This window comes from uncultured Capnocytophaga sp. (genome assembly GCF_963525585.1).
Lineage (GTDB): Bacteria > Bacteroidota > Bacteroidia > Flavobacteriales > Flavobacteriaceae > Capnocytophaga.
Genome location: NZ_CAURLX010000033.1, coordinates 1 through 26,315, shown reverse-complemented (window position 1 = coordinate 26,315; position 26,315 = coordinate 1). Strand labels below are relative to the sequence as shown.

The 26,315-nt window shown below is 37.5% G+C and carries 22 protein-coding genes; 12 read left to right on the top strand and 10 right to left on the bottom strand.

Translation table 11 applies throughout. The annotated features are described in order from the left end of the window. Nucleotides 1–226: 226 nt before the first annotated feature. From RYK20_RS08160 to RYK20_RS08150, 3 genes are all read right to left on the bottom strand, one after another. Nucleotides 227–1,192 carry a transporter gene (locus RYK20_RS08160; protein WP_314895056.1) on the bottom strand — a complete coding sequence of 322 codons (966 nt, stop codon included), beginning with the start codon at nt 1,190–1,192 and terminating at the stop codon, nt 227–229. A gap of 142 nt (nt 1,193–1,334) precedes the next feature. Continuing rightward, on the bottom strand, nt 1,335–1,889 hold the full coding sequence (locus tag RYK20_RS08155; protein WP_314895055.1) for a hypothetical protein: 555 nt from the start codon (nt 1,887–1,889) through the stop codon (nt 1,335–1,337). Then, nucleotides 1,886–2,590: a hypothetical protein gene (locus tag RYK20_RS08150; protein WP_314895054.1), complete on the bottom strand. Its 705-nt coding sequence runs from the start codon at nt 2,588–2,590 to the stop codon at nt 1,886–1,888. Before RYK20_RS08150 ends, RYK20_RS08155 begins: the two co-directional genes overlap by 4 nt. A 1,286-nt stretch (nt 2,591–3,876) precedes the next feature. Between RYK20_RS08150 and guaB the strand changes: the two genes are divergently transcribed. Further along, nucleotides 3,877–5,355: an IMP dehydrogenase gene (guaB, locus tag RYK20_RS08145; RefSeq protein ID WP_314895053.1), complete on the top strand. Its 1,479-nt coding sequence runs from the start codon at nt 3,877–3,879 to the stop codon at nt 5,353–5,355. An 87-nt stretch (nt 5,356–5,442) separates the two neighbouring features. Here guaB and RYK20_RS08140 read toward each other — a convergent pair whose 3' ends face one another. Together RYK20_RS08140 and RYK20_RS08135 are read right to left on the bottom strand one after the other, a co-directional pair. Further along, the gene (locus RYK20_RS08140) at nt 5,443–7,098 is read right to left on the bottom strand and encodes a SusD/RagB family nutrient-binding outer membrane lipoprotein (RefSeq protein ID WP_314895052.1); all 1,656 of its coding nucleotides are present in this window, start codon (nt 7,096–7,098) and stop codon (nt 5,443–5,445) included. A gap of 23 nt (nt 7,099–7,121) precedes the next feature. Further along, on the bottom strand, nt 7,122–10,247 hold the full coding sequence (locus tag RYK20_RS08135) for a SusC/RagA family TonB-linked outer membrane protein (RefSeq protein WP_314895051.1): 3,126 nt from the start codon (nt 10,245–10,247) through the stop codon (nt 7,122–7,124). 267 nt (nt 10,248–10,514) lie between these two features. On the opposite strand from RYK20_RS08135, the gene nrdG reads away from it, so the two are divergent. Together nrdG and nrdD are read left to right on the top strand one after the other, a co-directional pair. Beyond that, nucleotides 10,515–10,994 carry an anaerobic ribonucleoside-triphosphate reductase activating protein gene (gene nrdG / locus RYK20_RS08130; protein WP_314895050.1) on the top strand — a complete coding sequence of 160 codons (480 nt, stop codon included), beginning with the start codon at nt 10,515–10,517 and terminating at the stop codon, nt 10,992–10,994. 84 nt (nt 10,995–11,078) lie between these two features. Further along, complete coding sequence (gene nrdD, locus RYK20_RS08125) at nt 11,079–12,878, top strand: anaerobic ribonucleoside-triphosphate reductase (protein ID WP_314895049.1); 1,800 nt, start codon at nt 11,079–11,081, stop codon at nt 12,876–12,878. A 52-nt stretch (nt 12,879–12,930) separates the two neighbouring features. On the opposite strand, the gene serS is transcribed toward nrdD, so the two are convergent. Both serS and RYK20_RS08115 read right to left on the bottom strand, forming a co-directional pair. Beyond that, the gene (serS, locus tag RYK20_RS08120; protein ID WP_297980273.1) at nt 12,931–14,202 is read right to left on the bottom strand and encodes a serine--tRNA ligase; all 1,272 of its coding nucleotides are present in this window, start codon (nt 14,200–14,202) and stop codon (nt 12,931–12,933) included. A 31-nt stretch (nt 14,203–14,233) separates the two neighbouring features. Beyond that, nucleotides 14,234–14,914: a C40 family peptidase gene (locus RYK20_RS08115; protein WP_314895048.1), complete on the bottom strand. Its 681-nt coding sequence runs from the start codon at nt 14,912–14,914 to the stop codon at nt 14,234–14,236. Nucleotides 14,915–15,076: 162 nt separating this feature from the next. On the opposite strand from RYK20_RS08115, the gene RYK20_RS08110 reads away from it, so the two are divergent. From RYK20_RS08110 to RYK20_RS08100, 3 genes are read left to right on the top strand one after another with little or no spacing between them, the layout of a single operon-like run. After that, a complete protein-coding gene (locus RYK20_RS08110) occupies nt 15,077–15,745 on the top strand; it encodes a uroporphyrinogen-III synthase (RefSeq protein ID WP_314895047.1) in 669 nt (222 codons plus the stop codon). Then, complete coding sequence (gene hemE, locus RYK20_RS08105) at nt 15,742–16,767, top strand: uroporphyrinogen decarboxylase (protein WP_314895046.1); 1,026 nt, start codon at nt 15,742–15,744, stop codon at nt 16,765–16,767. Before RYK20_RS08110 ends, hemE begins: the two co-directional genes overlap by 4 nt. An 11-nt stretch (nt 16,768–16,778) precedes the next feature. Then, nucleotides 16,779–17,099: a hypothetical protein gene (locus tag RYK20_RS08100; protein ID WP_311456865.1), complete on the top strand. Its 321-nt coding sequence runs from the start codon at nt 16,779–16,781 to the stop codon at nt 17,097–17,099. Here RYK20_RS08100 and RYK20_RS08095 read toward each other — a convergent pair. Genes RYK20_RS08095 through RYK20_RS08085 form a run of 3 tightly spaced genes read right to left on the bottom strand, consistent with a single transcriptional unit; the run spans nt 17,086 to nt 21,056 of the window. Further along, nucleotides 17,086–17,763 (bottom strand): NAD-dependent deacylase, encoded by a 678-nt coding sequence (locus RYK20_RS08095; protein WP_314895045.1) that lies wholly within the window; start codon nt 17,761–17,763, stop codon nt 17,086–17,088. The genes RYK20_RS08100 and RYK20_RS08095 overlap by 14 nt on opposite strands. Before the next feature lie 10 nt (nt 17,764–17,773). Then, nucleotides 17,774–20,095: a hypothetical protein gene (locus RYK20_RS08090; RefSeq protein WP_314895044.1), complete on the bottom strand. Its 2,322-nt coding sequence runs from the start codon at nt 20,093–20,095 to the stop codon at nt 17,774–17,776. Beyond that, nucleotides 20,064–21,056 carry a hypothetical protein gene (locus RYK20_RS08085; RefSeq protein ID WP_314895043.1) on the bottom strand — a complete coding sequence of 331 codons (993 nt, stop codon included), beginning with the start codon at nt 21,054–21,056 and terminating at the stop codon, nt 20,064–20,066. The genes RYK20_RS08090 and RYK20_RS08085 overlap by 32 nt, the downstream gene beginning before the upstream one ends. A gap of 123 nt (nt 21,057–21,179) precedes the next feature. Here RYK20_RS08085 and RYK20_RS08080 point away from each other — a divergent pair, with 123 nt between their 5' ends. From RYK20_RS08080 to RYK20_RS08055, 6 genes are all read left to right on the top strand, one after another. Then, the gene (locus RYK20_RS08080; RefSeq protein ID WP_314895042.1) at nt 21,180–21,878 is read left to right on the top strand and encodes a hypothetical protein; all 699 of its coding nucleotides are present in this window, start codon (nt 21,180–21,182) and stop codon (nt 21,876–21,878) included. A 41-nt stretch (nt 21,879–21,919) separates the two neighbouring features. Beyond that, nucleotides 21,920–22,795: a hypothetical protein gene (locus RYK20_RS08075; RefSeq protein ID WP_314895041.1), complete on the top strand. Its 876-nt coding sequence runs from the start codon at nt 21,920–21,922 to the stop codon at nt 22,793–22,795. Nucleotides 22,796–22,864: 69 nt separating this feature from the next. Next, nucleotides 22,865–23,806, top strand: a complete 942-nt coding sequence (locus tag RYK20_RS08070) for a hypothetical protein (RefSeq protein WP_314895040.1) — start codon at nt 22,865–22,867, stop codon at nt 23,804–23,806. A gap of 11 nt (nt 23,807–23,817) precedes the next feature. Then, entirely contained in the window at nt 23,818–24,264 is a 447-nt protein-coding gene (locus tag RYK20_RS08065) for a hypothetical protein (protein WP_314895039.1), read from the top strand. A 252-nt stretch (nt 24,265–24,516) separates the two neighbouring features. After that, entirely contained in the window at nt 24,517–25,128 is a 612-nt protein-coding gene (locus tag RYK20_RS08060) for a hypothetical protein (RefSeq protein ID WP_314895038.1), read from the top strand. Further along, nucleotides 25,125–26,123: a DNA adenine methylase gene (locus RYK20_RS08055; protein WP_314895037.1), complete on the top strand. Its 999-nt coding sequence runs from the start codon at nt 25,125–25,127 to the stop codon at nt 26,121–26,123. Before RYK20_RS08060 ends, RYK20_RS08055 begins: the two co-directional genes overlap by 4 nt. Nucleotides 26,124–26,315 lie beyond the last annotated feature (192 nt).

Below are 26,315 nucleotides of genomic sequence, written 5' to 3'. Positions count from 1 at the left end.
TTGTATCTGTTTGTACGTAATAAGGGTGTTTCTCTATCAGGAAAAAAGGGATATCTTCTTCTTCCTGTGCTTGCAAGGGAAAAGAACTAAAAATAATACTTATAAAATATAGAATCCTACTTGCTCTCATTATGCTCTTTTTTAAGAGGACAAAAGTACAACTTATTTTTCAATAAGCGAATGTTTTTAGGAAATAATATATAAGAGGACTTCTACAATTCTACAACTAAGCACTGTACTTGCCCTTGCGCCAGATTTCTACAGAATTGATAATATTTTGCCAAAGAATATAACAGCCTGGTCCCACTGTAGAAAGTGGATGTAGATAGTTAGCCGCTATCCAAATTGCAAAGGCAGTGTTCTTCTGCCCCAATGCCTGACCAGACTCAATAGAAGCCCCAAAAAAACGTCCTATAAGCCATCCTACAGCATATTGTAACAGACACAATAACAAGCCTGAAAAAGCAATTAAAAGCAAAAATCCTATTCCTGAAGTAGCGTGAAAAATATTTTTTAGGGTAGTCCCTGTCACAATCATTAGTGAACACCCCCAAAGGTAAAAGGATAAATCAGGAACATGTATGAGCCATTGATAGAACTTACGAAGTGGTGGCAGGCGCTTGGTAAGCAGTGCCAATATCATTGGCACCACCAACACTAAGCATACCTTATTCAGTATCAATAGAAAAGCACTCCAAAAAGTCATTCCTGAGGTGGGTTCTATCAGAGGAAAACAAATAGGAATCAGCAATGCACAGAGAAGATTTGAAAGAAAGGTGTAAGTGGTCATCTGTTCTAGATTGCCTCCTAGCTTGAGGGTAACCACCGCTGCCGCAGCAGCACAGGGACCTATAATACAGGCGAGAACACTCTCCAGAAGAATCAGGGTAGTTCCTTCTATCTGAAAAATAAGAATCCCTCCTACAATAATCGCTACAAAAAATGACTGAAAAACAGCCGTCCAAAAATGCCACTTCACCAAAGCTAATTTTCTAAAATCGACCTTACAGAAAGTAACATAAAGAATCAAGAACATAAACAGAGGAAGAATACTATCAAATATAGGTGCTAGCCTAACAGAAATAGGATCAAGTACGGGCAGGTAATAGAATAACAAATATACCCCTGCCCCTATCCCCATAGAGACAACCAATGTCCAATTTTTTATCAAATGAATAAACTTTCCCAACATTTCTTTTATTATTAGAAAATTATCTTGACCCAACTTGCTAGTTGAAAAGTTCAAAAAGTAAAAAAGCAAAGCAAAATGCAAATAACACCCACCACCCGATCAATCACCCCCCCATTACTTCCATTCATTAACCAAAACTCTCCTATCCCGATTCTTGCATATCAAATGCTACTATCTTTTTATTAATTATTTTGAAAGAATACGATATTGAGGATTCTACGTTAATAGGCTCCTCTCCTTTTTCAAACTCAACAGTATACGAATAATTGACAACCAGTCGAAAACTCTTGTTAGGATAAGATTCTATATAAATAATGTTTTCATAATCAGAAGTCTTATATTTTTGCATCTCACTATGGATCATTTTATGATGGTATTCTTTTTTAGTTATATCATAAGAGGGAATACTATCTTTCAAATCTACTTGATTGATATCGTATAAGTATCTATTTAATATCTTAGGGGTTATATTCACAATGTCCTTCTTTTTATGCTTTGGATAATGAATAGCAGATATTGAATCTATTTTTTTGAAGAGATCTTTTTGTAGAAATCTATCTTCAAGAAGTAGAAAGTCTTTTAAAAGAGGCAAAGAATCATTAACTGTTGTTCTTTTACTTTCAGTAAAATTTAATTTTGCCCTTCTCTCTTGGCAAGAAAAAAGCAAAATACCTATTAAAATTAAAAATACTCTCATCTTATTTTAGTCCTTATACGTCTTTTTATTTCTTTAGGAGAAAGAGTAACGCTATCACTCTCATATAGCATATAGTTATTGGTATAGATTTCCTTATACCCTCCTTTGCCATCATATATCTTATGGAGGATATAATCATCACCTCTCTTAGCATTATGGAAATAAAGTTCTTTTACAAACTTATTATCTTTATAAACATAAGCCGTTCCTACAGCAAAACCTGTATTAATATCTTCATTTGAAACCAAACCATTACAAGATCTTCGTATAATATTCCCTTTTTCATCATAACGAATTTCTAATTCATCACATTGTTCTATGTTTCTCCCATAAATCATACTGTCTTTTGCTGAAAAATGAAAACTTTCGTATACAAGTTTACCTTTTCTATAAATATATTTTTGTACGGGAATTATATACTTGTAATCAGGAGTTTCAGGATCAATATCTTTTTTGTAATAACCCAAATATGTATAATATATAGAGTTATCATCTTTATAACCATAAGTTTCTAACCGATTAACTATGGCAGTATCTTTCCCACGAATAATTAATGTATCTATTTCAATAGGTTTTACTTCCCACTCATTCCCATCATAGATTGTGTCATTTTTTATATTTTCCCTTTGTGTTTTAGGACTTGTTTTTCTAAAATGACAGCCAAATAAAATAGACAATAATATTAATAAAATTACTTTCATCATTAAAAATACTTTTCAATATTATACAATAGGGCTTGTACCAGTTCTTCTGCTATTCTTTCAATATTACTAAATAATTTAAATTGCTAGTTGAAAAAGTTCAAAAAAGTAAAACAACCCAAATCTCCCTACAAAGACAAAATTACATCAATTTTTTGTATTATCGATGATATTTTAAAAGAAATTAAAAATTTAGAAGATACTCGCAGAAAAGTATCTGATAACGAGATTATTACAACAACATTTATAACTGCTACCAATTTCTTAGAAAAAAAGTAAGTTTAATAGATACTCACAAAATCTAGAAAATATACTTTATGAATTATTTCATATAGTAGCCTCTTTTTATAAAGAGATTACTTGTGAAATGAACTATATCATAGATTCGATTCCTGTGCCTATTTGTCTAAATCGTATTAACAGAAGTAAAATTGCAAAAGGAAAGCAATATAAGAGGCTACACAACAAGTATACGAAATTATTTTACATCATTGATTTTCAGTTAGTTAAAAAATAAAAAAAGGCATACCAATTGCATTTCTTTTTACCGTAGGAAAAACGGCAGATGTGAAAGCCTTAGAGTAAGATTGCAGAGATTCTTCCATCAGAGGCAAAACTTTATGGGATAGTGCTTATACAGATTATCAAATAGAAGATTATCTACTTAAAAATAAATTTGTTGAATTAAATATAATATTAAGAATGAAATATAAAAAGTTAGCAAATACAAAAGAAATAGGATAAGTTTTTTAATATATTTCTTCTTTACAAGAATAAGAGTTACTATATAGATTATTGGATAAAATAAACATAGAGAAAAATAGAGCCTACACAAGGTTTTATATAGCTCATCTATAAATCTATTCTCCCCTATACGAAAAAAGCTTACTACAAAGGTCGTTATGAGAAAAAACAGAAACACAAAAATCTGAATATCTATTCTCTTCAGACAATTAGACAGAAATTCTTTTATCTTAGACATACTACTTTCAAACTTATTCATTTAAAAACTAAATATTAATTAATCTAACTTGCTAGTTGAATTAATTTATCAAACTAATTTTTAATGAAATACACATATTCATTTATCGAGTGTAAAAGTAATATTTTTTATTGATTTTTCAAAGAAATTTATTCAAAGACAAACTGTGACTCATAAAGTATATTATGAAAAAATCTTGATAAAAAAGAAACGGAAATTAAGAACAAAAACTTTTTGTTAAAAAACAAAGCTGTTTCATTTTTTAAATGTAACTTTGTAGCTTTAATTCCAAACGTATCATTTTATGAATCCCGACAACCCAAAAATTATTAGTGAAGGACTTACCTATGATGATGTACTACTCGTTCCTCAATACTCTGAAGTGTTACCCAGAGAGGTATCCATCCAGTCCTTCTTCAGTAGGAATATCCCTTTGAATGTCCCTATTGTCTCGGCAGCAATGGATACTGTAACCGAATCGGCAATGGCAATTGCAATCGCTCGTGAAGGAGGTATCGGAGTACTCCACAAGAATATGACAATAGAAGAACAAGCCCAACAAGTACGTAAGGTAAAGCGTGCTGAAAGTGGAATGATCATCGATCCTGTAACCCTCTCTCTCTCCTCCACCGTAGGAGATGCCAAATTATGTATGAAAGAACACAGCATTGGAGGGATTCCTATTGTGGATTCTCAAGGAATTCTCAAGGGAATTGTAACAAATCGAGATTTGCGTTTTGAGCGTGATAATAAGCGTCCTATTACCGAAATTATGACCAGCCAATACCTGATCACCGCCCCTGAAGGAATCTCTATGCAGGAAGCTGAGAAAATACTAGAACGCAACAAGATAGAAAAGCTCCCTGTAGTGAATAAAGATAACAAGCTAGTAGGGCTCATTACTTTCCGTGATATCGCGAACCTACAGAGCAAGTCTGTTTCTAATAAAGACAGCATAGGTCGCCTTAGGGTAGCCGCTGCTTTAGGAGTTACTGTAGATGCTGTAGAGCGTGCTGGCGCACTTGTACAAGCAGGGGTAGATGCCGTAGTGATTGATACCGCTCACGGACATACTCGTGGCGTGGTTTCTGTTCTCAAGAAAGTAAAAGAACATTTCCCTGATCTAGACGTAGTAGTAGGAAATATCGCTACTGCTGAAGCGGCTCTTTATCTAGCCCAAGCGGGAGCTGATGCGGTAAAAGTAGGTATAGGACCTGGTTCTATCTGTACTACTCGTGTAGTAGCTGGAGTAGGATATCCGCAACTCTCAGCTGTGATGCAGGTAGCTGCAGCTCTCAAGGCTAATGGAATCCAAATTCCTGTGATTGCCGATGGAGGAATCCGCTATACAGGAGATATTGTGAAAGCTATTGCTGCAGGTGCGGACTGTGTAATGCTAGGCTCTCTCCTTGCTGGTATCAAGGAATCCCCTGGAGAAACCATTATTTTTGAAGGAAGAAAGTTCAAGTCTTACCGTGGTATGGGATCGGTTGAGGCTATGCAACACGGAAGCAAAGATCGTTATTTCCAAGATGTAGAAGATGACATCAAGAAACTTGTTCCAGAAGGAATTGTAGGGAGAGTACCTTACAAAGGAGAATTACAAGAAAGTATGCACCAGTTCATTGGGGGCTTACGTGCAGGTATGGGTTACTGTGGAGCTAAGGATATTGCTACCCTGAAAGAAACCGGAAAATTTGTCCGTATTACCACCAGTGGTATTGCAGAAAGCCATCCTCACAATGTTACTATCACTAAGGAAGCTCCTAACTATTCCCGATAGAAAATTGCTAAATTCAATATATTATAAAGAGAAAAAAGGAGCCCAATTATAGGCTCCTTTTTTTGTTATTAGTTACTCGGAACTTTCTTACGGACGAGTAGCAAAAATCAATCGTTTAGACCTCAAGTCCTGAGGATTCTGCATATTATTGAGTGCCTGAATATAGCTATCCTTATTCACTCCTGTATAGGTATCAGGATAGTTCATTCGGTCAGGAATACCTGTTACATCAGTAGCAGAAGGATCTTTCCTGAATTGATATACATAAGGATTTGTGGCAGGTAAGTTGGCTCTTACTCTTTCTCCTAATGTAAGTAAGGTTTTAGGATAGCCTGTACGGCGATACTCAACCCACGCTTCATCTGGGTCTCTGAAGAGAGAGATATACTTTTGAGTAAGTACGTTTTCCTCATTAGCAGCGGGAAGGCTGGCAAGGAAAGCTGTCTTTTTAGCTTCTGGCACTCCCCATCTTTCCAAGGAAGCCTTTACTCCTGCTTTGTAGAAGTCGTTATTCCAATTCCTGATTTCAGAAAGAATAAAGCATACTTCACTATAGTCCATTAGCACTTCCTTAGCAGAAGAGCTCAATATTTCTTTAGAGAAGAAAGAAACGGCTTCACCTCCTTTGTATTGAGCTGATACATCTGATTCTTGCATTCCATAGGGCATTCCTACATACTTGGTGGTATCTATAGGCTGTAAATCATTTAAGGTATAACCATAGTAGATATCCCATTTATCTAGATTTTTTGTAGCAAAATATTTCTCCATACGAGGGTCTACTCCATAGCTCAAGCCTCTGTTCTGCGCTTTTTTATTATTTCCAGCCAAAAGCTTAACAAAATTAGAGGAAGGCAGATAATCCACACGGTTTCCTATAAAATAATCATAATATGCAGGAGCAGGGAAAGTGTAGTTATTCTCAAAAGAAAGCTCTATGCTATCTCCTTCCCCAAGAAGTTCACCCTCATTGGAAGAAGCATAATGGGCAATGATATCTGTTACTTTCTGCTTCAATTCTGTTCCCAACACCGCTGCAGTAGCTCCTTTCAAGTGGTTAGCAATACGCAAACGTAAGGAATACGCAAATTTTTTCAACTTCTGAGGGGTTCTGAACAAGAAATCTCCTTCAGAGAACACACGGGTATCTGTAACGTCTATCTGAGCAATAGCTGCTTCCAGTTCCTTAAGCAAATCATAGTAAATTTCTTTCTGAGAAGCATAGGCAGGCGTTACATATTTGTCCGTTTGGAGTGCTTGGAAGTTTGGATTTTGGCTATCTCCATAAGAATAATAAGGAATATCTCCGAAGGATTGCACCATAATGCTGAAAGTATAAGCAAGCATTACTCGGGCAGCCGCTATCTGGTTAGCATTTTTCCCATAGTCCTTCATCAGTTCTTGGGTAGCTGGGTCTGTATTATATTCTATAATTTTCTTATACCCCATTGCGCGTTTATAGCCTTGGAAGTAGAGTGTACTAGCTCCATTAGGGTCTAGCAAGTAACGACTTTCCTTAGTATAAATAGGCTGGGAGGTATATTGCATCCAAGTTAGGGTTTGCTTCCCTATGTTATCATAGCCCCTGAGGTTATACATCAGTGCTTGGTTATTTGCATTGAATAAGGCAGTAGGCAGATAATCTTCTGGGAGGTTCGGGTTGGTATTGATTTCTTCAAAATCCTTTGTACAGCTTCCCAAGAGGAGTCCTGTACCTAATATGACTGTTAAAACATTTTTCATTTTAATTCCTTGTTTGGGTTACACTATAATTTGAGACCTACACTTAAGCTAAAGCTTCTGGTAGTAGGAAGGGAAGAGTTCCCCATTCCTTGGTTGTACATAGCTGTTTCAGGATCCATACCGTCCCAAGCGAGCATTCCTGTCCAGAGGTTATAGCCTGAAAGTGTAAAGTTCAAGCCTTTGATATGCTTAGTCTCAGGAAGAGGTACATCATAGGTAAGAGATAGGCTTCTGAGCTTTAAGAAAGTTGCATCAAATATCGCTTGTGCATCTATCCCTTTGTAAAAAGTAGTTCCGTATTCTTTAGGAGAAATTCTCGTTTGGTTAGGCTGTCCTGCTAATGGGTTGGGTGTTTCTCTATCTGATTTCAAAGGAGCATATACCCCTTGCTGGATAATCCCTCTTTGTATTTTTTGGGTCGGGTTATTAGGATCATCTATAAGGTCTCGCATTCCATTAGCTACTGTTTCACGGATAGTTCCTGCATACATACCCAAGGCATAAGGTCCTGCATAATAATCTCCTCCGTGTTGGTAATCAAAGGTAAAGGAAAGACTAAAGTTGCCATAGGTAAGAGTATTGGTAAGCCCAGTGGTGAAGTCTGGAGTAATATTTCCGATTACTTCCTTGCTAGAAGAGCGAAGATAGAAACCATTTTCATCTACTAAGCGGTTGCCTTTGTCATCATACACATAATTACCTCCATAGATTTCTCCAAAAGGACGTCCTTCTACAGCATATAGCTCAGCATTTCCATAATACTCCCAAGTTACTTTATAACGAGTTAAACCAGGAGCCAATTTAAGAAGTTTGTTTCTGTTACGAGAAAGGTTCCAGTCGAATGACCAACTGAATTTTTCTGTCTGTACTGGAGTTGCAGAAAGTGTTACTTCAAATCCTCTATTAACCATTTCTCCACTATTTACTTTCTTATAAGTGAATCCGTTAGCTGCATCCACTGGCAAGGAAAGGATAAGGTCTTTAGAAAGGATATCATAATAAGAGAATCCTAAAGAGAGACGACTGTTAAAGAACTGAAGGTCAATACCTGCTTCTTTAGTTTCCTTGATTTCAGGACGTAAGTCAGGATTATTCTGTTCATTAGGAGTTACATAGTGAGGAGCTCTTCTGAAAGTCTCTGAAACTGTAGGATAAGTTTTTAGTACATAAGCAGAAGCATCATTTCCTACTTGAGCCCATCCTGCACGTACCTTACCATAGCTTAACCAAGAAGGTAGGTTTTTGAATGAGTTGGTAAATACATAAGAAGCTGTTACAGAAGGATAGAAGATAGGCACCGATACAGTAGAGAACCAATCCTGACGTCCTGTAAGCTCCACAAAGGCAGTGCTTTTATATCCAAAAGAAGCCATTCCATATACACTATTGGTACGAGTCCAAGAAGAATAAGTATATCCTTTAGCTCTTTCCCTACTATTAGAAGCTGAATAGTTATGAGGTACGAAAAGTCCTCCTCGAGTTTCCACTCCTGTATAACCATATTTATTCTGAGCACGGGCTACTCCTAAGAATCCTGTCAAAGAGAAATTATCCCCTAGCTTAGGTGTATAGTGCAAGCGTGCTTCATAGTTGAAAGCAGCATTGTCATAGTTGTATTTTTTGTAGTGAGGAGTATCGTGAGAATCTTTGGCTCTTCTGTCCTCAGTGGTAAGAGCATAAATATCTCCATACATTTTGCCTACTAGGTAGAGGTTATCGGTGAAGTTATAGGTAAGTCCTATATTTCCAAAGAAGCGGTGACGTTTATCATTCTGGGTAATTTCATTAAGCATCCAGTAAGGGTTATCGGTGAAGTTAGCCCTTCCATCTGACCAGCTAATTCTATTCCAAGTACGTTGCTTTCCTAGAGGGTCTTTGTAAAAGCGCTCCAAGTTTCTCATATCCAATTGGCGTTGAGTATATCCGTAAATGATGGTAGAGAAACCACCATTATCATTGGCATCCGCATAACTATAAGTAGGGTTATCACGTGTGGTAATGGTATAGTTCAAACCTCCTTCTGCTTTAAGCTTTCTAGAGAGGTCAGAAGTAAAGCTGAATGAGATATTAGAACGTTGGAGTCCTGTAGTAGGCACAATTCCTTTGGTTTGTGTATTTCCTAAGGAAAAACGCAAATTAGTTCCTGATACAGAACGTGTAATAGAAAGAGAGTTATTAATAGTCACCCCCGTATTAAAGAACTTATCTACGTCATTCTTTGGAGCTTGCCAAGGCACAGGTTTTAGATAGTGTTCTGGCAAATTTTTCTTATCAAAAGCATACCAAGGTAAGTAAGGTGTTCCGTCATACTTAGGTCCCCAGCTTTCATCTACATCATATTGGGCAAGTTTGTAGGTCTGTCCTTCTATTTCCTCTTCTGTAAAAGATGTCATATTACCTCCCCCATATTCATTCTGTAATTTAGGAGATATGTAAGCTCTATCAAAAGTTACAGAGGATTTCACATCAATAGTAGTTTTTCCTCCTTTACCAGACTTAGTAGTATAGAGGATTACCCCATTACCTCCACGGCTTCCATAAAGAGCTGTAGCAGCTCCTCCTGTAAGGACCGTAACAGATTCTATATCATCCTGGTTAATTTCAGAAGAAATATTTCCATACTTACTTCCCATATCCACCATAGGCACTCCATCAATTACGATAAGAGGCTGGTTACTTCCTGTAACACTTCCCTTACCACGGAGTTCCATTTTAGATCCTTGCATTCCTCCTGAAGAAGTAGCTGTAAGTCCAGCTGTTTTTCCTTTAAGATCATCTCCTCCCTCTAGGGTAGTATCAGTGTATCCCGCCGCATTGGCATCACGTTCTATCCCTAATGCTCCTACTTTCTTAGCATCTTCTGTAGCCAAAGGAAGTATTACATTAATAGAAGTCTCAAGACCTACTTTCCTTTGAACATTTTGATACCCTTGGGCGACAAATTGTAGGGTTTCCTCAGCTTGCGCTACAATGGAATAGCCCCCCTCGGAGTTGGTTGTAACATTCCTGCTGGTACCTACCACCAGTACGGTAGCGCCCACCACTGGCTTACCAGCACTATCCTTTACACTCCCAGAGACAGTCTGTTGTGCAAAGGTTACTGTGGTGGTAACCAGCATAAATAATAAGAATAATTTTTTTAAGTTCATATCTCTTATGATATTTTGATTAGTGTCCCAAAAATACGTTTTTTTCTTGAATTATACGCAAAATCTGACACTTTTTTCATCATTTTATATGTTAAATTTTAATTCTTCTTGATAACTTCTTCATAATGTGATAGAAATCTTTTTAATTTCTCTATCAAAAGAAGAAAAAACCTCCTGTTGATAAGTAAGTTAATAACTTATTTTCTCTTGTGAAAAACACATTTTTTTTCTGCTTACCTTTGCCATACCACAAAACGAAATATTGAAATGATACACTTCTCTGACTTACAAATTGTCCTTCAGGAAGTACCTGGAGAAATCAGCTTGTGTATAAGTGCCACAGGCTGCCCTCTACGATGTCAAGGATGTCATTCGCCTTTCCTATGGAAGAAAGATAGCGGTACTCCCCTTACAGATGAGCGGTTCATCGGTGAGATAGAACGCTATAGAGGAATGATTACCTGCGTCCTTTTTATGGGAGGAGAATGGGATATGGATGACCTCCTACACAAGCTACAAATAGCCCGTACCTATTCTCTCCATACTTGTCTATACACAGGACTTGAAGAAAATCAAGTACCCCTTCTACTCAAAAAAGAACTTACTTGGCTCAAAACGGGTCCTTGGATAGCCTCCTTAGGAGGGCTCTCCTCCCCTACTACCAACCAACGCTTCATAGAGGTACAGAGCGGAAAGCTCCTCAATGAAAGCTTCCTTCCATCTTCCAATAGGAAAGCTATTTCTTAAAGAACTTAATAACCCTGAGATACGATTTATGCTCCTCTTTTTTGCAAAGAGGATGGATTATCATCTCTATTAAAAATAAATACAATGATTCGACTTACACAAAATCAAATCCAGCAGAAAATTGACTTCATCCAGCAATATCTGCATGCAAGTAATGCCGCTACAGCCTCTCAGGTAGATGCCAATGCCAATGTAACAAGTAAAAATATTGCTACAATGGAAGCTGAGATTAATAAGGATATCAATATCCAGATCAATCGAGAGCTTGTTCGTAGGAAAATCGAAGAACTTTTCGGAAAAGAACTTGCCTGCGAGTACATCCGCCAGATAGAAGCTCACGAAATCTATGTTCACGATGAGACTTCCTTGAAGCCCTACTGTGTCTCTATTAGTATGTACCCCTTTCTCTTGGATGGTCTTTTGAAACTAGGAGGTGAGAGTCGCGCACCAAAGCACTTAGAGAGCTTTTGCGGGGAATTTGTGAATCTAGTTTTTGCTATCAGCTCTCAGTTTGCAGGTGCCTTGGCTACTGTAGAATTTCTGCTCTATTTTGACCATTTTGCAACTAAGGACTATGGAGAGGATTACCTACATACCCATTCTAAGATAATAGAAAATCACCTACAACACGTGGTGTATGCTATTAATCAACCTGCTGCCGCTCGAGGATATCAATCGGTATTCTGGAATATTTCCCTCTATGATGAGCCTTATTTTTCAAGTATGTTTGGAGATTTCGTCTTCCCTGATATGAGTCATCCTAACTGGAATCGCCTCTTTAAGCTCCAGCATTTCTTTCTTAAGTGGTTCAATGCCGAACGCCTCAAGGCTATCCTTACTTTCCCTGTCGTTACTGCCGCTATGCTTACTGCTGGAGGAAAGCCTGTGGATAGTTCCTTTGCCGATATGTGTGCTGAAGAACTCAGTGAGGGAAACTCTTTTTTTGTCTACCAGTCTGAGAGTGCCGATAGCTTAGCTTCTTGTTGCCGATTGCGCAATGAAATCAGCGACCATACTTTTAGCTATTCCCTAGGAGCAGGAGGAGTCGCTACGGGTTCTATCAATGTAATTACTCTGAATATGAATAGACTTGTACAGAAGCAATACAACTTAGCTGAAGAAGTTCAAAAAATTCAGAAATACCAAGTAGCTTTCCGAAAATTGATAGAAGATTATAAGAATGGAGGATTACTTCCTGTATATGATGCCGGATTTATCTCCTTAGATAAGCAATTCTTAACTATTGGTATCAATGGAATGGTAGAAGCAGCTGAATACCTAGGCATCTCTCCTAATAATAATGCTCAGTATAAAGATTTTGTAAGACATCAGCTAAAAATCATCTATGAAGAAAACCGAAAAGCACGGTCTATATATGGATATATGTTCAATACAGAATTTGTTCCTGCAGAGAATTTAGGAGTAAAAAATGCTCAATGGGATCAAAAAGATGGACTTTTCTCCCCTAGGGACTGTTATAATTCCTACTTCTACGCTGTAGAAGATGAACAGATAAATGTACTAGATAAAATTATTCTACACGGAAAAGAGATTATCCAATATTTAGATGGAGGATCTGCTTTGCACCTAAACCTAGAAGAGACTCCTAACAAGGAAGGTTTCCTAAAGCTACTGAATGCTACCGCCTTAGCAGGCTGTAATTATTTCTGTTTCAATATCCGTATTACTATCTGTAACAAATGCAATCATATTGATAAACGTACCCTCTTTGAATGTCCTTCGTGCCATAGTGAAGATGTGGATCACGCAACTCGTGTTATTGGGTACCTTAAGCGGGTTTCTTGCTTTAGTGCTGCTAGGCAAAAAGAACATCGCCTACGACACTATCACCTTTCAAGAAAAAAAGAAGAAGTACTTTCCTAAAAAAAACAAGAGCTATGCAGAAAAATTTGCATAGCTCTTTTCACATATATGATTAGCTAATGAGATCAAAGCCTGTGTATTTTCGCAACACTTCTGGTACTACAATTCCCTCTGGGGTTTGGTAATTTTCCAAAATACCTGCCAATACCCTAGGTAAGGCTAAAGAACTTCCATTCAGTGTATGTACGAGCTGTGTTTTTCCTTCACTATTTCTAAAGCGAAGCTTCAAGCGATTGGCTTGGAAAGTTTCAAAATTAGATACTGAACTAATCTCCAACCATTTCTCCTGAGCTGTAGAATATACTTCAAAATCATAAGTAATAGCAGAGGTAAAGCCTAAATCTCCTCCACAAAGCCGTAGAATACGATAAGGTAACTGAAGCTCATTAAGGATTCCCTTCACGTGTTCTACCATCTGCTCTAAGGCTTCATAAGAACGATCCGGATGTTCTATGCGAACGATTTCCACTTTATCAAATTGATGCAAACGATTAAGCCCTCTTACGTGAGCTCCATAGCTTCCTGCCTCTCTTCTAAAGCAAGGGGTATAAGCAGTACAGCAGAAAGGTAAATCATTCTCAGAGAGAATAGTATCTCTGAATATATTGGTTACAGGAACCTCTGCTGTGGGAATCAAGTACAAATTGTCCAACTGTACATGATACATCTGACCTTCCTTATCAGGAAGTTGTCCAGTTCCATAGCCAGAGTCTTCATTTACCATATGAGGTACTTGATATTCTTGGTAACCAGCTTCTGTATTTTTGTCTAGAAAATAGGTAATCAAAGCTCTCTGAAGCTTTGCTCCTTTACCTTTATATACAGGAAAGCCTGCTCCTGTAAGCTTTACTCCTAGTTCAAAATCTATAATATCATATTTTTTAGCTAATTCCCAGTGAGGAAGCGCTCCCTGTGGTAATGTTGGGATTTCCCCTGCCTGAAAAACAGTCAGGTTATCCTCAGCTGATTTGCCTTCTGGAACTATATCTGTAGGGATATTAGGGATACGGTAAAGAAGCTGAGTGAGTTCCTGAGTTACCTGATCCAATGTATCTCCTAGTTTTTTGGTAAGTTCTTTATATTGAGCAGTTTGAGATTTTATTTCCTCTGCTTCCTCTTTTTTACCAGCTTTCATTAGAGCCCCCACTTCCTTAGAGAGCTTGTTACTCTGGGCAAGTACTTGGTCTAGTTCTGCTTGGGTAGCTCGGCGTTTCTCATCTAAGTCAAGCACTTGATCTATAAGCTCTAGTTCTTTGAAATGACGCTTATTGAGTCCTTTAATAACTTTCTCTTTATTATCTCGTATATAGCTAAGCTGTAACATATGTATTGTATTTTAATTATATTATTGAAAATCAGTTCAGTACACGGCTTGTTTTGGCATAAGCCCGTTGCCAATAAGGCTCCGAGAGACTTGATACTATCACTCCCTGAGAAGAAGAAGAATGGATAAACTTCACTTCATCTCCAGTCTCTACAACAATCCCTACATGGGAGATGCGATTACGCTTACGGGTAGTCTTAAAAAAAAGCAAATCTCCCACTACTGCTTGGCTTAAGGGAATATCTCTCCCTTGGGTAGCCATTGCCGTAGAGGAACGGCTCAGGGGCACATCAATAGAACTAAAAGCTGTACTTACAAAGCCTGAACAGTCCATCCCACTACGTGTAGTCCCTGCGTGCTTATAAGGAGTACCTATATAGGAATATGCTGAATCAATCAGTATAGTCAAGCGTTCTTCTCCTAGTGCTGCTGTATTGGGCTTTGTAAAGCGTAAGCTCCCCTTTTCAGATATTGGAGCTCGTTCCTCTTCTTCATACTCTCCTTCTGTAAGAGTAGCCCAGTTAGAGGCAGCTATTAGTACTTCTGTACTCCCTTCCATATAGCTAGGGTTGTCAATCAAGGGCTTATCAGGGCGGTTCTTCTCCTGCACTTGGCTTGTTTTTTTCTTTTTCTTAGCCTGAGCAAAGGCGTTACCTTGTGAAAGCATCAGAGCTGAAAGGATAAGTATCAGTAAGTGTGTTGTTCTTTTCATAAGAAATAATTAGTTTTTGCAAAGTTACGGATTTAATCCTTTCGTTGTACCTTTTTTTAGGCGATGTTAATAAAAAAAGTGTTTTCCACGAAAGAAAATGTTAAAAAAAAACCAAGAGGAAGCTTATTTCATAAATATTTATTATCTTTGCCCTAAAAATCAATGGTAAGAATCCTCTGCACAAAACAGCTCTCTATAACTGATATACAAGCTTTTACGCAAGCAGGATTTTCTATAGAAACTATTGATTTCATTCAGATACTTCCTTTTTCCTCTTTTGACCATATTTCCACTTTTGAGTATGGCATTTTCACTAGTACCAATGCCTTGTCTGCCCTTATACAAAACCCTGCTTATCAAGATATTCCTTGTAGAAAAGCTTTTTGTGTAGGAGAGAAAACACAAAAAGTTTTACAAGAAAATGGCTGGGAAGTAATCGCTTCTTTTCCTTATGCTTCCTTACTGGCAAGCTATTTGGTAGAGAATTTTCCTCAGGCTTCTATGGCTTTCTTTTGTGGAGATAAGCGACTAGACACGCTTCCTCACACCCTTAAGGAACATCAGATACCTTTTCAAGAAATCCAAACTTATCAGACACTCCTTACTCCAAAGCATTTGGAAACCTCCTTTGAGGCACTCCTTTTTTTCAGCCCCTCAGCAGTGGAAAGCTTCCTTATGGAGAATACTTTTGGTTCAGAAAAAATTATCTGTATAGGAACCACTACCCAAAAAGCACTTCCAAAAGGAATAGAGAGTTTTTTGGCAGATACCCCTACACTGAGAGGAATGAGGGATTGTTGTATAAGAATTTTTAAACCCTTTTTAGAATGATACAAAACGATCTTTTCTTAAGAACCCTTAGGGGAGAAACTGTAGAGCGTCCTCCAGTATGGATGATGAGACAGGCAGGACGTTACCTACCTGAATTCCGTGCTTTACGTGACCAATATGACTTCTTCACTCGTTGTAGAACTCCCGAACTGGTAGCGGAAATTACCATCCAACCTGTGGACATTGTTCAGGTAGATGCAGCTATTCTCTTCAGTGATATCCTTGTAGTTCCCCAAGCAATGGGTATTGATATTGAGATGAAAGAAAATATAGGTCCTTTCATCGCTCACCCTATCCGAAATACTCAAGATGTGGAACGGGTACAGATTCCTGACGTTTCACACGCTCTGGGTTATGTAATGGAAGGAATCCACCTAACAAAAGAACGCCTTAATAATCGCGTTCCCCTGATCGGATTTGCAGGTGCTCCTTGGACAATTCTTTCCTATATAGTAGAAGGAAAAGGCTCCAAAAATTTTGATATTGCGAAAGCTTTCTGCTTCTCACAGCCTGAACTAGCTGACCAATTATTACAGAAAATCACTGATACTACAATCCTATACCTAAAAGAAAAAGTAAAAGCAGGAGTAGATGCTATACAGCTCTTTGATAGCTGGGGAGGTGTCCTTTCTCCTGAGGATTATAGCACCTTCTCTTGGAAATACTCTCGCCAAATTGTTGAGGCTTTGTCTCCTCTTGTACCTACAATTGTCTTTGCCAAAGGCTGTTCCTTTGCCCTTGAGCAGATGAGCCAGAGTAGTGTAGCGGCTCTAGGAATTGATTGGACTTGTCAGCCTTCTCTTGCCCGTACACTTACTCAAGGAAAAAAAGTATTACAAGGAAACCTAGATCCTGCTTGGTTATTGGCTTCCCCTGAGCAAATTACCGAAAAAACACACCAAATGATTCGTTCCTTTGGGAAAGACCTCTATATTGCTAATTTAGGACACGGCATCCTACCTAATGTACCCGTTGAGAATGCGCGTGCTTTTGTAAATGCAGTAAAGACTTTTGTTGAATAAATATTTTCTCTATGACGAATTCTATCTGTGAAGCATTTCACTCCGCTTATGTCCCTATAGAAGAAAATGCTCCTGTCATCTGCATAGGATCACTTTCAGAAGCCCCTATTTATGGCAGTAAAATCACCGATTGGGACGAGAATGGAGAAGAATTCTCCATATGGTACCTTACCTTCGGAGAAGAAGTAGCTGAAGAAACTCCTGAAGAAGTGCTAACTGTAACAGAACTCTTACAACAACGCCCTATTCTCTCCGATTTTCTTCATTTAGAAGCGGATTTTTGCTTCATTATTGAAGCAGATGGCAGTTATGATGTCTTTAAGGATTCATAAGTTGTATTGCCTTTGCTACCCCTACGGATGCTTTCTGAGCAATTACTGTAAGGGAGCCTTCGCTATGAAGAGAGGGATTAGGATCTATATAAAATATAGGAGTTCCTTCCTTTGCATACCCCATCAGTCCAGCAGCTGGATACACCTGAAGAGAAGTTCCTATAACCATTAGGATATCGGCAGTATATACCTCTTCTATAGCCTTATCTAACATAGGAACTTCCTCTCCAAACCATACGATATGGGGGCGCAATTGTGCTCCTGTAGGACTCTTATCTCCTAAGTGAATATCTCCCAAGCAAGGATAAGTAGTTTCAGGATCATCCACTCCTCGACTCTTGAGGAGCTCTCCGTGTAGGTGGATAATATGATGACTGCCCGCTCGCTCGTGTAGGTCATCCACATTCTGGGTGATAATCACCACATTATATCGCTTCTCTAACTGAGCCAAAAGCCGATGGGCTTCATTAGGAACTACCTCGCTAAGCTGGCGACGGCGTTCATTATAAAAATTCAATACTAAGGCAGGATTGGCAACAAAGCCTTCGGGAGTAGCTACCTGATTCACATCATAACCTTCCCATAATCCCCCCGAATCACGGAAAGTGCGAATACCACTCTCGGCACTAATCCCTGCTCCTGTGAGAACAACTAATTTTTGCATTTTTCTCTAATTATTTTCTTACTGTTTTTCTAAAATATTCACACTCTTTGATTACCTCTTTATAATATTGTGTATGCGCATATCTTTCTCTAAGTTCTCGGAATCCTTCCCAGTCCTTGAACGCTATTTCATCAGATTCTACCCCATACCACCTGTCTTGATAGAAATAAACCTGATTATAATAGTTATTCCGCTCCACTTTAGCAAGCATATAAGCTATTTTGGCTCGTTGTTCATCATCTTTTGCGTGTTGCTGGGCTATTAAGTAGTATTTTTCTGCATTTTTCATACTCAGAAGCCTTTCATAGTTTTCCCTATTGACTCCCAAGCCTCCATATTCATTGAGTATTCTATTACAGTAGAAAGCCCGAATACTTCCAAAATAAGAGGCATTATAGAAGGCATTCCCAAGTAACAATGCATTATTATATATTTCCTCGCCTTGAGCAATTTTTTCCTGCATTTCTTTGACTTTTTTAAGGAAAGAAAGAGTAGTATAAGTCACACGCTGCTTAGCCTGATGTTGGCAGTCATTACAGTCTTTAATATAACCATTAAAGGGATTGGCAGGCAATACTGCTTGGCTAATTTTTCGTTTCTTAGTAACCATTTTTCCACTATTAGAGTCATATTCTCGTACATTCTCAAGCGGAGCCTTCTCCAGTTCAAGGATAGCTTTATTTATATCTCCTTGGTAGAAAGCATAAATGGCTCTACTCTCGTAGATTTCTCCTAAGGAAAAGCGGTAATTATCTGTCCAAAAAGCTTCCCAAGGGGTTTTCTCTTTCTTTAAGAGAAGATTTTCCATCGTAACAGACTGTTGTAAGGAATCATAATACCCCAAAGTAGGTGAAAGAAGTTCCGCCATTAAGGTATTATTCTCCTCCTTATAAAGTGCCGATAGGTAATAACGAACAAAAGAGAAGAGGTAAAAAGAACGCATCTGCTCCTTATCAGACTTAAGGAGAGAGGAGTTCCACATCCATTCCAAACGCTTAAGGAGCCTTTCCTCGTCAGCTGGAGTGATTCGCTCCAGAGCTGTTACCTCATTAAAGATATCTAACAAGCGTATCTGTGCTTGTTGGGGAGTATCTTTGGCTATTTTTTCCGCCTGTTGCAATAGTATTCTAGCCCCTTGATTATCTTTCTTAAAGATGAGAATATAAGCTGCAGCTACCTTCCATAGGTAAGGTGATGCCACCTTCCCTTCTTGTGCCACTTCTATGAGCCAATCTGTACGAAAATTCCGATTCAGTAGAGCTTGTGTATGTTGATGATAATCAGCTGCAGATTTGATTTTTTCTCCATACTCACCAAAAACATTTACCTTATCCTCTATCCTATTGATATAACGAGTAAGAAGAAAATCCACTTGAGAAGAAAAAGGATCAATTGCCCTTATATGTTCTATAGCTGTAACTTCATCGGTATAATATCCCTGCATAGCCCATAAGGCACACTGCTGTTGCTGAGAGAGTGTGGTGGCTATTTGGCTTACTTGCCTATCGGTAAGAGGGTGATACTCATAGGTAAAGGTAGTCATTTGCTCAGGCTGGGCACTAGCAAGTGTTGCCAATAGCGCATTGCTTTTAGCATAGTTTTTTTGAGCAATATAAGCTCCTGCTACATAATGCAAAGCACGGTAATAAAGACTGTTTTTCGGTTGTTTTTCTTGAGTATCATTGAAGAAAGTAATCACTGAACCACGATCATAGGAATAGAACTTAAGGCGTGCTACCTGAAACCACATTCGGTCAGCAAAGAAAACATCTTTATCCGCTAGGGCTTTCCGATATAGGCTTTCCGCTTTAGAAATTTCATTTTGTTGGGTTCTCTCCACCTTACGACTATCATAATCCCAAGGGTCATATGTTACATTGGTAATATGTTCGTTACCTCTGGCTATAGCTAAGAAAGAGAAGAAGTTACGCAATCGCTTATCATCTACTTTAGGGGTATGCTGAGAGAGGCTTACCTTAGCCTTATCAGGAGAGGCATTATACTTATGAATATCTGCTAAGGAATTCTTATCATACATAAAGTATTGTATGCCTTCCTTCCAAAAGGTTTTTCCTAAGTATTGCTTCCATTGTTCTAAATCAGTGTGACTATAGTCTCCAGAAGCCCTATCTATATAGTCTCCTTGATAGAAAAGATTACTACTATCAAAGAACAAAGGCTTATAAGCAGGCTTCTTGACCATTATCTCAGGAGCAAACAAGGAGTTTCCAAATCCCCAACCATCATCGGCACAAGCATATAAATAAGCCCCATAGGCTCCTACTGAAAGTAAGGAAAGACTAGCGAAAATTTTTAAAAAAGTCTTTTTCATAGTTATTTATACTGGTATTAAGATCATATAAAATAATTTCTTTGGGAGGGCGCTTCATATACTTGAATAAATCCTTTTTCATACTATAAAGATCGGCTGGAGAAATTTCTTCTACCTTAAGAATATCTCCTTTTTGCCACAAACGACCCTTATACATCAGCTGTTCTTCAATAAGGTAACAATTACTTTCTCCTAGTCTGGAAGCCCCCTTGAGAGTATCCATCTGAGCAGAAGTAAGCCCTCCTACTAGGTTGGTCACCTCCCCTGCTACCGAATGCACTCCCCAGCTGAATATAGGAAGTGCTACCTTAAGCTCCAGTGGATAGGCTTTCAACGAGGATAGATAAGCTTTAGCCACCTGATGATCATAAATGGAATTGGCTCCTGTAGGGGTAATATTTCCCATATTATAATACATCAGCACCCCATAATCCACCTTAGGAATCCCTGTTGTAGTATAATGCTTCACTTGGTGCAGGCGAATAGTCGCTGAGAGTATATAGTTATTCTGGGCTCTAAAATATTCAACAAACTTAAAATAACGCTCCTTACTGGCTAATGTCCAATCACAATCAAGCTGTATTTCCTTCACTCTTAGCCCATAAGAAGTATTTATTTGAGCTATATAACGGTTCAATTGCTTAGCTAGTACCTCTTCAGAGGTTTTCCCTTCTAAGAACACTTCATTCTTAAGGTAAATTACAGGAATTATTTCCTTATTTTTTACAAAAGCTGTATCTATTTCTATAGGAGCAACAGGAACCGCCTGTCCCTCCCTGAGGGCTACATCGCAATAACGCACATAGAGCTTCTGGATAGCATTGTCTTTTATAAAATTCTGCTCATCAGGAGAAAGTGATAAGCTTGTTTTCCAATAATATACACTCAGTTCCACAGGCGCCTGTTTTTGCTGACAAGCACTCAAAAGAAGCATCAATAAAAGAATAAATACCTTTTTCATCAGAGGACAAAGGTAATACATTGATTCAGGAAAACAAAGTATAATTTTGGATTTTAAAAAATATTTTTCAACCTATTAAAAGCCTCAAAAAGAATATTGCTAATTCACAAAAAAAGAATATCTTTGCTCAAACAAACTCTCTTCCTTATGAATCTCTGGCATATGCAACTACACCCCACTGGAGCTACTGCTTGGACAGTGGAGAACACCCGCCATATTGTTGCCACAGGCTATATAGGCTGTTCGGGTAAGGCTGTACAAACTTTTAATAAACTCCTTTCAGGTGACTTAGTACTAGTGCGTTATGGGGCGCAAGTAGTAGCTTTGGTAGTAGTGGAGGATACACCACACCTATTACGAGATTATGAGAAACACACTTTGCGCTGGTTTACTAATGGCTGTCCTGTCAAAACACTTGCTTACTATGAAAACCTGAAAATAGGCGGTCGTGGGTGGTACCTGCCTACTACTCTTCAACAGATAAAACCTGCGAATGAAGTAGCTTATACCTTTGTGAGAGACTTATGGGAAAAGACAAATTCTCATCTACTCTTTTGGGTAGATTTCAATAAACTAATGGAAAATAATTTGCTACCATTTTCCCAAAAAGATGAAAAAGAGAATGTATGCAGACAGCTAATACCTCTGTATGAAGGATTAAGAGTAAATATCTATATGGATGATACCGACGATCAGGGCAACCGTGATGACCTTGTTGGTACGGGCTATATTACGGCAAACAAAACAGGAATTTACCCTCATACAAAGTGGTGTTGCCAAATAGATGAAAAGGGCATCTGGAATCAGTCCGATGTGGAATAAATTTTGTATTTTTGCTTTTAACTTTCCTTATTTTTATTAAAATGAAACAATTTCTTTTCTTTTTCAATCTTTTATACCTTACTACTATGTTTGGGCAACATACATCAGGCGGATATAAGCCTTTCCTCAGCCAATATGGTCTTAAGGGAAAGGTTAAAACCCTTAAAGAATTTAATGGGTACCATTGGGCTACCTATCACTTCAACAAAGAAGGACTCCTTACCCAAACGGATAATAGAACCTTCACTTACGATGAGCAAAACCGACTTAAAACGATATCTTATAATGAAGGTAAAAGCTCTTTTACTTATTTGCCTAATAATGAGGTAAAGGAAGAAGTCTCAGGATTGGGAAGAGAAACCTATTATTACGTATATGATAACAAAGGAAATTTGCTTTCCAAAGAAAGAAAACTACGTAAAGATAGTCGTAGTAGTCTCGATTATAAGATATTATACAAATACGACAAAGCAGGCAGACTTTTAGAGAAGAAATATGACCCTTCTTATCTGAAAAAAAACAAGACCATCTTTGCAGGGCAGGACTACTCAAGGGCAGATATGGAACTATATGAATATGATGCTCAAGGAAATCTTTCCCGACAAACGATATATGATTCCTTTGGCTCTCTTAAGTATATAAAACTTTATAAAAACGGGAAGCTCACAGAAAGCCAAGAGTATGATTGGGGACACATTTATCAAAAAATAATCTTTACCTACGATAACAATCAGGTACAAGAAAAAGTATATAATCAGGAAGGGACGCCTACCCTCCTAATAACTTACAAAACTACCCTTGATAAGCAAGGAAATGTAATCCTCAAGACAAAAGAATACGAGGATATCCCTAAAAGCAAAGAGGAGGAAAAGGAAAAAAGAGTTGTTGAAAAACGAATTATAGAGTATTATCCGTGAAATTGGAATGTAAAAAGTTTTTTTTGACAAATAATCAGTATTTTTATTTTATTAACAGCGTTTATTCATATGAAACATCTTTCAAAACCCCCCGTTTTGCTCAGTAATTATATTTTTCTTTTGAAAAGTATAGCTATTTTTTTATTGTTTTGTAGTTGTTCTTCTAATTCTCTAGAGAATCAGGTATATGGACAAGATAATCCACACGATATTAAGCCTTACCTATCCCAATACAATTTGAAAGGGAAAATAAAAACACTCTATTACTATAATGGGTATTATAGTGAGACTTTTCATTTCAACAAGCAAGGATTTCTCACTCATATAGATAGTGGTCTGCACCAGAAACTATCCTATAATCGGCAAGGCAAACTAACCAAAATATACAGCGAAAGGGATGAAATTATTTTTACTTACCTCCCTAATAATACTGTAAAACAGGAATGGACAAGTGATTTTGGGAATTCCACGCTTTATTATATCTACAATGACAAAGGGGACTTACTATCCGAAGAGAGTAAAGGAGACGGAAACTATAAATATTTGTATGAGTATGATAGTCACGGGAGATTGTTGGTTAAAAAGTATGATTTTGCTTATATGAAAGCGTTAAAAGAAACTGAAACTGATATGGGGCTGACAGAGCGATCTTTTATGAAATTATATGAGTATGATACAGCAGGCAATCTCACAAAATATACTGAATATGACAGAAACGGTGATATTGAGAAAATAGATATTTATAAAAACGGGCTCCTTCTAGAGACACAGAGGTATGAACGAGATGAATTGTTTGAGAAATCTATTTTTACCTATGATAATGGAAAAGAGCAAGAAACGATATATAATCAGGAAGGGACACCTATCCGTTTAGGAACCTACAAAACCACTTTTGACACACAAGGAAATCTAATCCTCAAAACAAAAGAATACGAAGAAATCCCTAATAATACAAACAAAGAGAAAACCATAAAAGTTATAGAGAAACGAGAAATAGAGTATTATCCGTAAAATTATAGTATATGAAACATATTCCCTTATTTTTGTTGTTTTTAGCAGTCTCTTGTGCAGCTCCAGAGGGTGCATATGTGTTCTATGATGAGCCTGCCTATGCCGAAAAAGAAAGACAATTGCCTATTAGTACAGAACAGGCAGCTACACTTTTTGCCCGAAACTATTTTGAGCAACACCCTTATGCTGAGAAAGTAACCGCTCATATAGATGTACTTTTTAGGAAAAAGTACATTGTTTCTCCAACAATGTTATTACATAATACTAAGTTTGGTGCTTGTTTCCTAACTCCTGATAATTATTGGGTAGATGGAAAGACAGGGAAACTCAAAAAGAACAAACGAGAAATCTTATATCTTAGAAGGGTAGGCAGAGCTGATGCAAATGGGGTGTCAATATTTCGGGAAGGAACTTTTATAAAGACATATATGCGGGATTCCCTGCTTAACACACCTTAGTATTATAAGGAATAAGATTTTAAGGAAAGAAAGTCTTTTATTCAAAAAATAATTCCTATCTTTGCCCCATCATTAGTACCCAATGAATATACTTAGTAACATTATTGCACAAACACACTCTTTTTCCCCCTTAAGCAGTACTCACAAGAGATACGCAGGGCAACGATATTTTTTAATCCAATAGCTATATTTTTCGTTTGAAAGATGTAGCTATTTTTCAAAATAAAAGTGTGATATAAGAACCTAATGGGAATGATAGACTTACAACGGTTAGAAAGAGAACTTAAAAAACGCTTGGCATACCCTTATAGTTGGGGGAGAAAGCAATCAGATAGCTGGGATAGAGAAACTCATTTTATCTATGAAATTCGGCTTTTCTCTCAGCTGGAAGAAAGAATCTCTACTTTATCTCCTAAACTAAGGAACTATGCGCTTAACCGTTGGTTAAATTTTTGGTCAGCAAAAGGTATTGAACAGATATTTACCACACATCCTAATGTTGTTGCCTGCCAGAATGAATATGATAAAACAGTTGATTTTTATATCAATAACATCCCTTTTGACCATAAAACAAGTGTTTTCCCGAAAGGATTCCAAAAAGATATTAGCTATGCTTTAGAACATAAAAGAGATCTTATAGAATGGCTCTACAAGGAACAAAGCCAACAAGGACGGTTACACTTCAAAAATCGCTTGTTTGTCGTGCTATATGATAAAGAATCTAACGAACATTGGAAGCTAAAAGCCGAAATAAACCTTATCAAACAGAAAATAGACAATTATATAAACTGCGCTTTCCCATTTGAGAAATTTCACTTCGGAAAAGATGAAATACTATCAGATATTATTTGGATAATTAAATGAACTATATAGGCTCAAAATACAAACTGCTACCTTTTATTAAGGAAACTATCTATGAAGTGGTAGGAAAGGATTTGTCTACACAGATCTTTTGTGACCTATTTGCTGGTACAGCAGTAGTAGGAAGAGCTTTTAAAACAGAAGTTAAGCAAATTATTAGTAATGATATTGAATATTATAGCTATGTATTGAATAAAAACTACATAAGCAATCATATCCCTTTTGAATATCAGCCTTATTTGTATGAGTTAAACTCTTTAGAAGGGACTGAAGGGTTTATATTTAGGGAATATTCGGAAAAGGGTTCTGCTGGACGTAATTATTTCAAAGAACTTAACGGAAAGCGTATCGATGCCATAAGGCAAACTATTGAACAATGGAAAAAAGAAAATCATATTACTGAAAATGTGTACTATTTCTTATTAGCTTCTTTGCTCGAAAATGCGGATAAGGTAGCCAATACAGCTTCGGTTTATGGGGCTTTTTTAAAACATCTCAAAAAATCAGCCCAGAAAGACCTATATCTTGATCCAGCCCTTTTTGCAGAGAACGCGAACGAACACTTGGTTTTTAATGAAGATAGCAATATCCTTATCACCAAAATCAGTGGGGATATTCTCTACCTTGACCCTCCGTATAATCAGCGTGAGTATGGAGCTAATTATCATCTACTCAATACGATTGCCAAGTATGATACTTTTGCTCCTCAGGGGAAAACAGGACTTCGTTCTTACCAAAAATCAGCTTATTGTAAGAAGAATAAAGTACAAGAAGCCTTTGAAACACTAATAAAAGAAGCGCAGTTCAGGTATATTTTCTTGAGTTATAACAATGAAGGGCTTATGCCAGCCCAAATGATACGGAATATTATGCAACATTATGGCAAATATGACCTACAAAGCACCCAATATAACCGATTCAAAGCTGATAAAGAAGAAAACAGACAACATAAAGCAAACTATACAACTGAATACATTCATATTTTAGAGAAAAATTAAAAAAATACAGCAATATCTATACGAAAATGCCAAGAAGAAACGACCTACATTGTGTTCTGCTCATAGGATCAGGACCTATTATCATCGGACAAGCCTGTGAGTTTGACTACTCAGGCTCGCAATCATTGCGCTCTTTGCGCGAAGATGGTATCAAAACCATACTTATTAACTCTAACCCCGCTACGATTATGA

Coding starts and splice junctions, on each gene's coding strand:
- RYK20_RS08160 (WP_314895056.1), bottom strand. CDS start 1,192: ATGTTGGGAAAGTTTATTCATTTGATAAAAAATTGGACATTGGTTGTC.
- RYK20_RS08155 (WP_314895055.1), bottom strand. CDS start 1,889: ATGAGAGTATTTTTAATTTTAATAGGTATTTTGCTTTTTTCTTGCCAA.
- RYK20_RS08150 (WP_314895054.1), bottom strand. CDS start 2,590: ATGAAAGTAATTTTATTAATATTATTGTCTATTTTATTTGGCTGTCAT.
- guaB (WP_314895053.1), top strand. CDS start 3,877: ATGAATCCCGACAACCCAAAAATTATTAGTGAAGGACTTACCTATGAT.
- RYK20_RS08140 (WP_314895052.1), bottom strand. CDS start 7,098: ATGAAAAATGTTTTAACAGTCATATTAGGTACAGGACTCCTCTTGGGA.
- RYK20_RS08135 (WP_314895051.1), bottom strand. CDS start 10,247: ATGAACTTAAAAAAATTATTCTTATTATTTATGCTGGTTACCACCACA.
- nrdG (WP_314895050.1), top strand. CDS start 10,515: ATGATACACTTCTCTGACTTACAAATTGTCCTTCAGGAAGTACCTGGA.
- nrdD (WP_314895049.1), top strand. CDS start 11,079: ATGATTCGACTTACACAAAATCAAATCCAGCAGAAAATTGACTTCATC.
- serS (WP_297980273.1), bottom strand. CDS start 14,202: ATGTTACAGCTTAGCTATATACGAGATAATAAAGAGAAAGTTATTAAA.
- RYK20_RS08115 (WP_314895048.1), bottom strand. CDS start 14,914: ATGAAAAGAACAACACACTTACTGATACTTATCCTTTCAGCTCTGATG.
- RYK20_RS08110 (WP_314895047.1), top strand. CDS start 15,077: ATGGTAAGAATCCTCTGCACAAAACAGCTCTCTATAACTGATATACAA.
- hemE (WP_314895046.1), top strand. CDS start 15,742: ATGATACAAAACGATCTTTTCTTAAGAACCCTTAGGGGAGAAACTGTA.
- RYK20_RS08100 (WP_311456865.1), top strand. CDS start 16,779: ATGACGAATTCTATCTGTGAAGCATTTCACTCCGCTTATGTCCCTATA.
- RYK20_RS08095 (WP_314895045.1), bottom strand. CDS start 17,763: ATGCAAAAATTAGTTGTTCTCACAGGAGCAGGGATTAGTGCCGAGAGT.
- RYK20_RS08090 (WP_314895044.1), bottom strand. CDS start 20,095: ATGAAAAAGACTTTTTTAAAAATTTTCGCTAGTCTTTCCTTACTTTCA.
- RYK20_RS08085 (WP_314895043.1), bottom strand. CDS start 21,056: ATGAAAAAGGTATTTATTCTTTTATTGATGCTTCTTTTGAGTGCTTGT.
- RYK20_RS08075 (WP_314895041.1), top strand. CDS start 21,920: ATGAAACAATTTCTTTTCTTTTTCAATCTTTTATACCTTACTACTATG.
- RYK20_RS08070 (WP_314895040.1), top strand. CDS start 22,865: ATGAAACATCTTTCAAAACCCCCCGTTTTGCTCAGTAATTATATTTTT.
- RYK20_RS08065 (WP_314895039.1), top strand. CDS start 23,818: ATGAAACATATTCCCTTATTTTTGTTGTTTTTAGCAGTCTCTTGTGCA.
- RYK20_RS08060 (WP_314895038.1), top strand. CDS start 24,517: ATGATAGACTTACAACGGTTAGAAAGAGAACTTAAAAAACGCTTGGCA.
- RYK20_RS08055 (WP_314895037.1), top strand. CDS start 25,125: ATGAACTATATAGGCTCAAAATACAAACTGCTACCTTTTATTAAGGAA.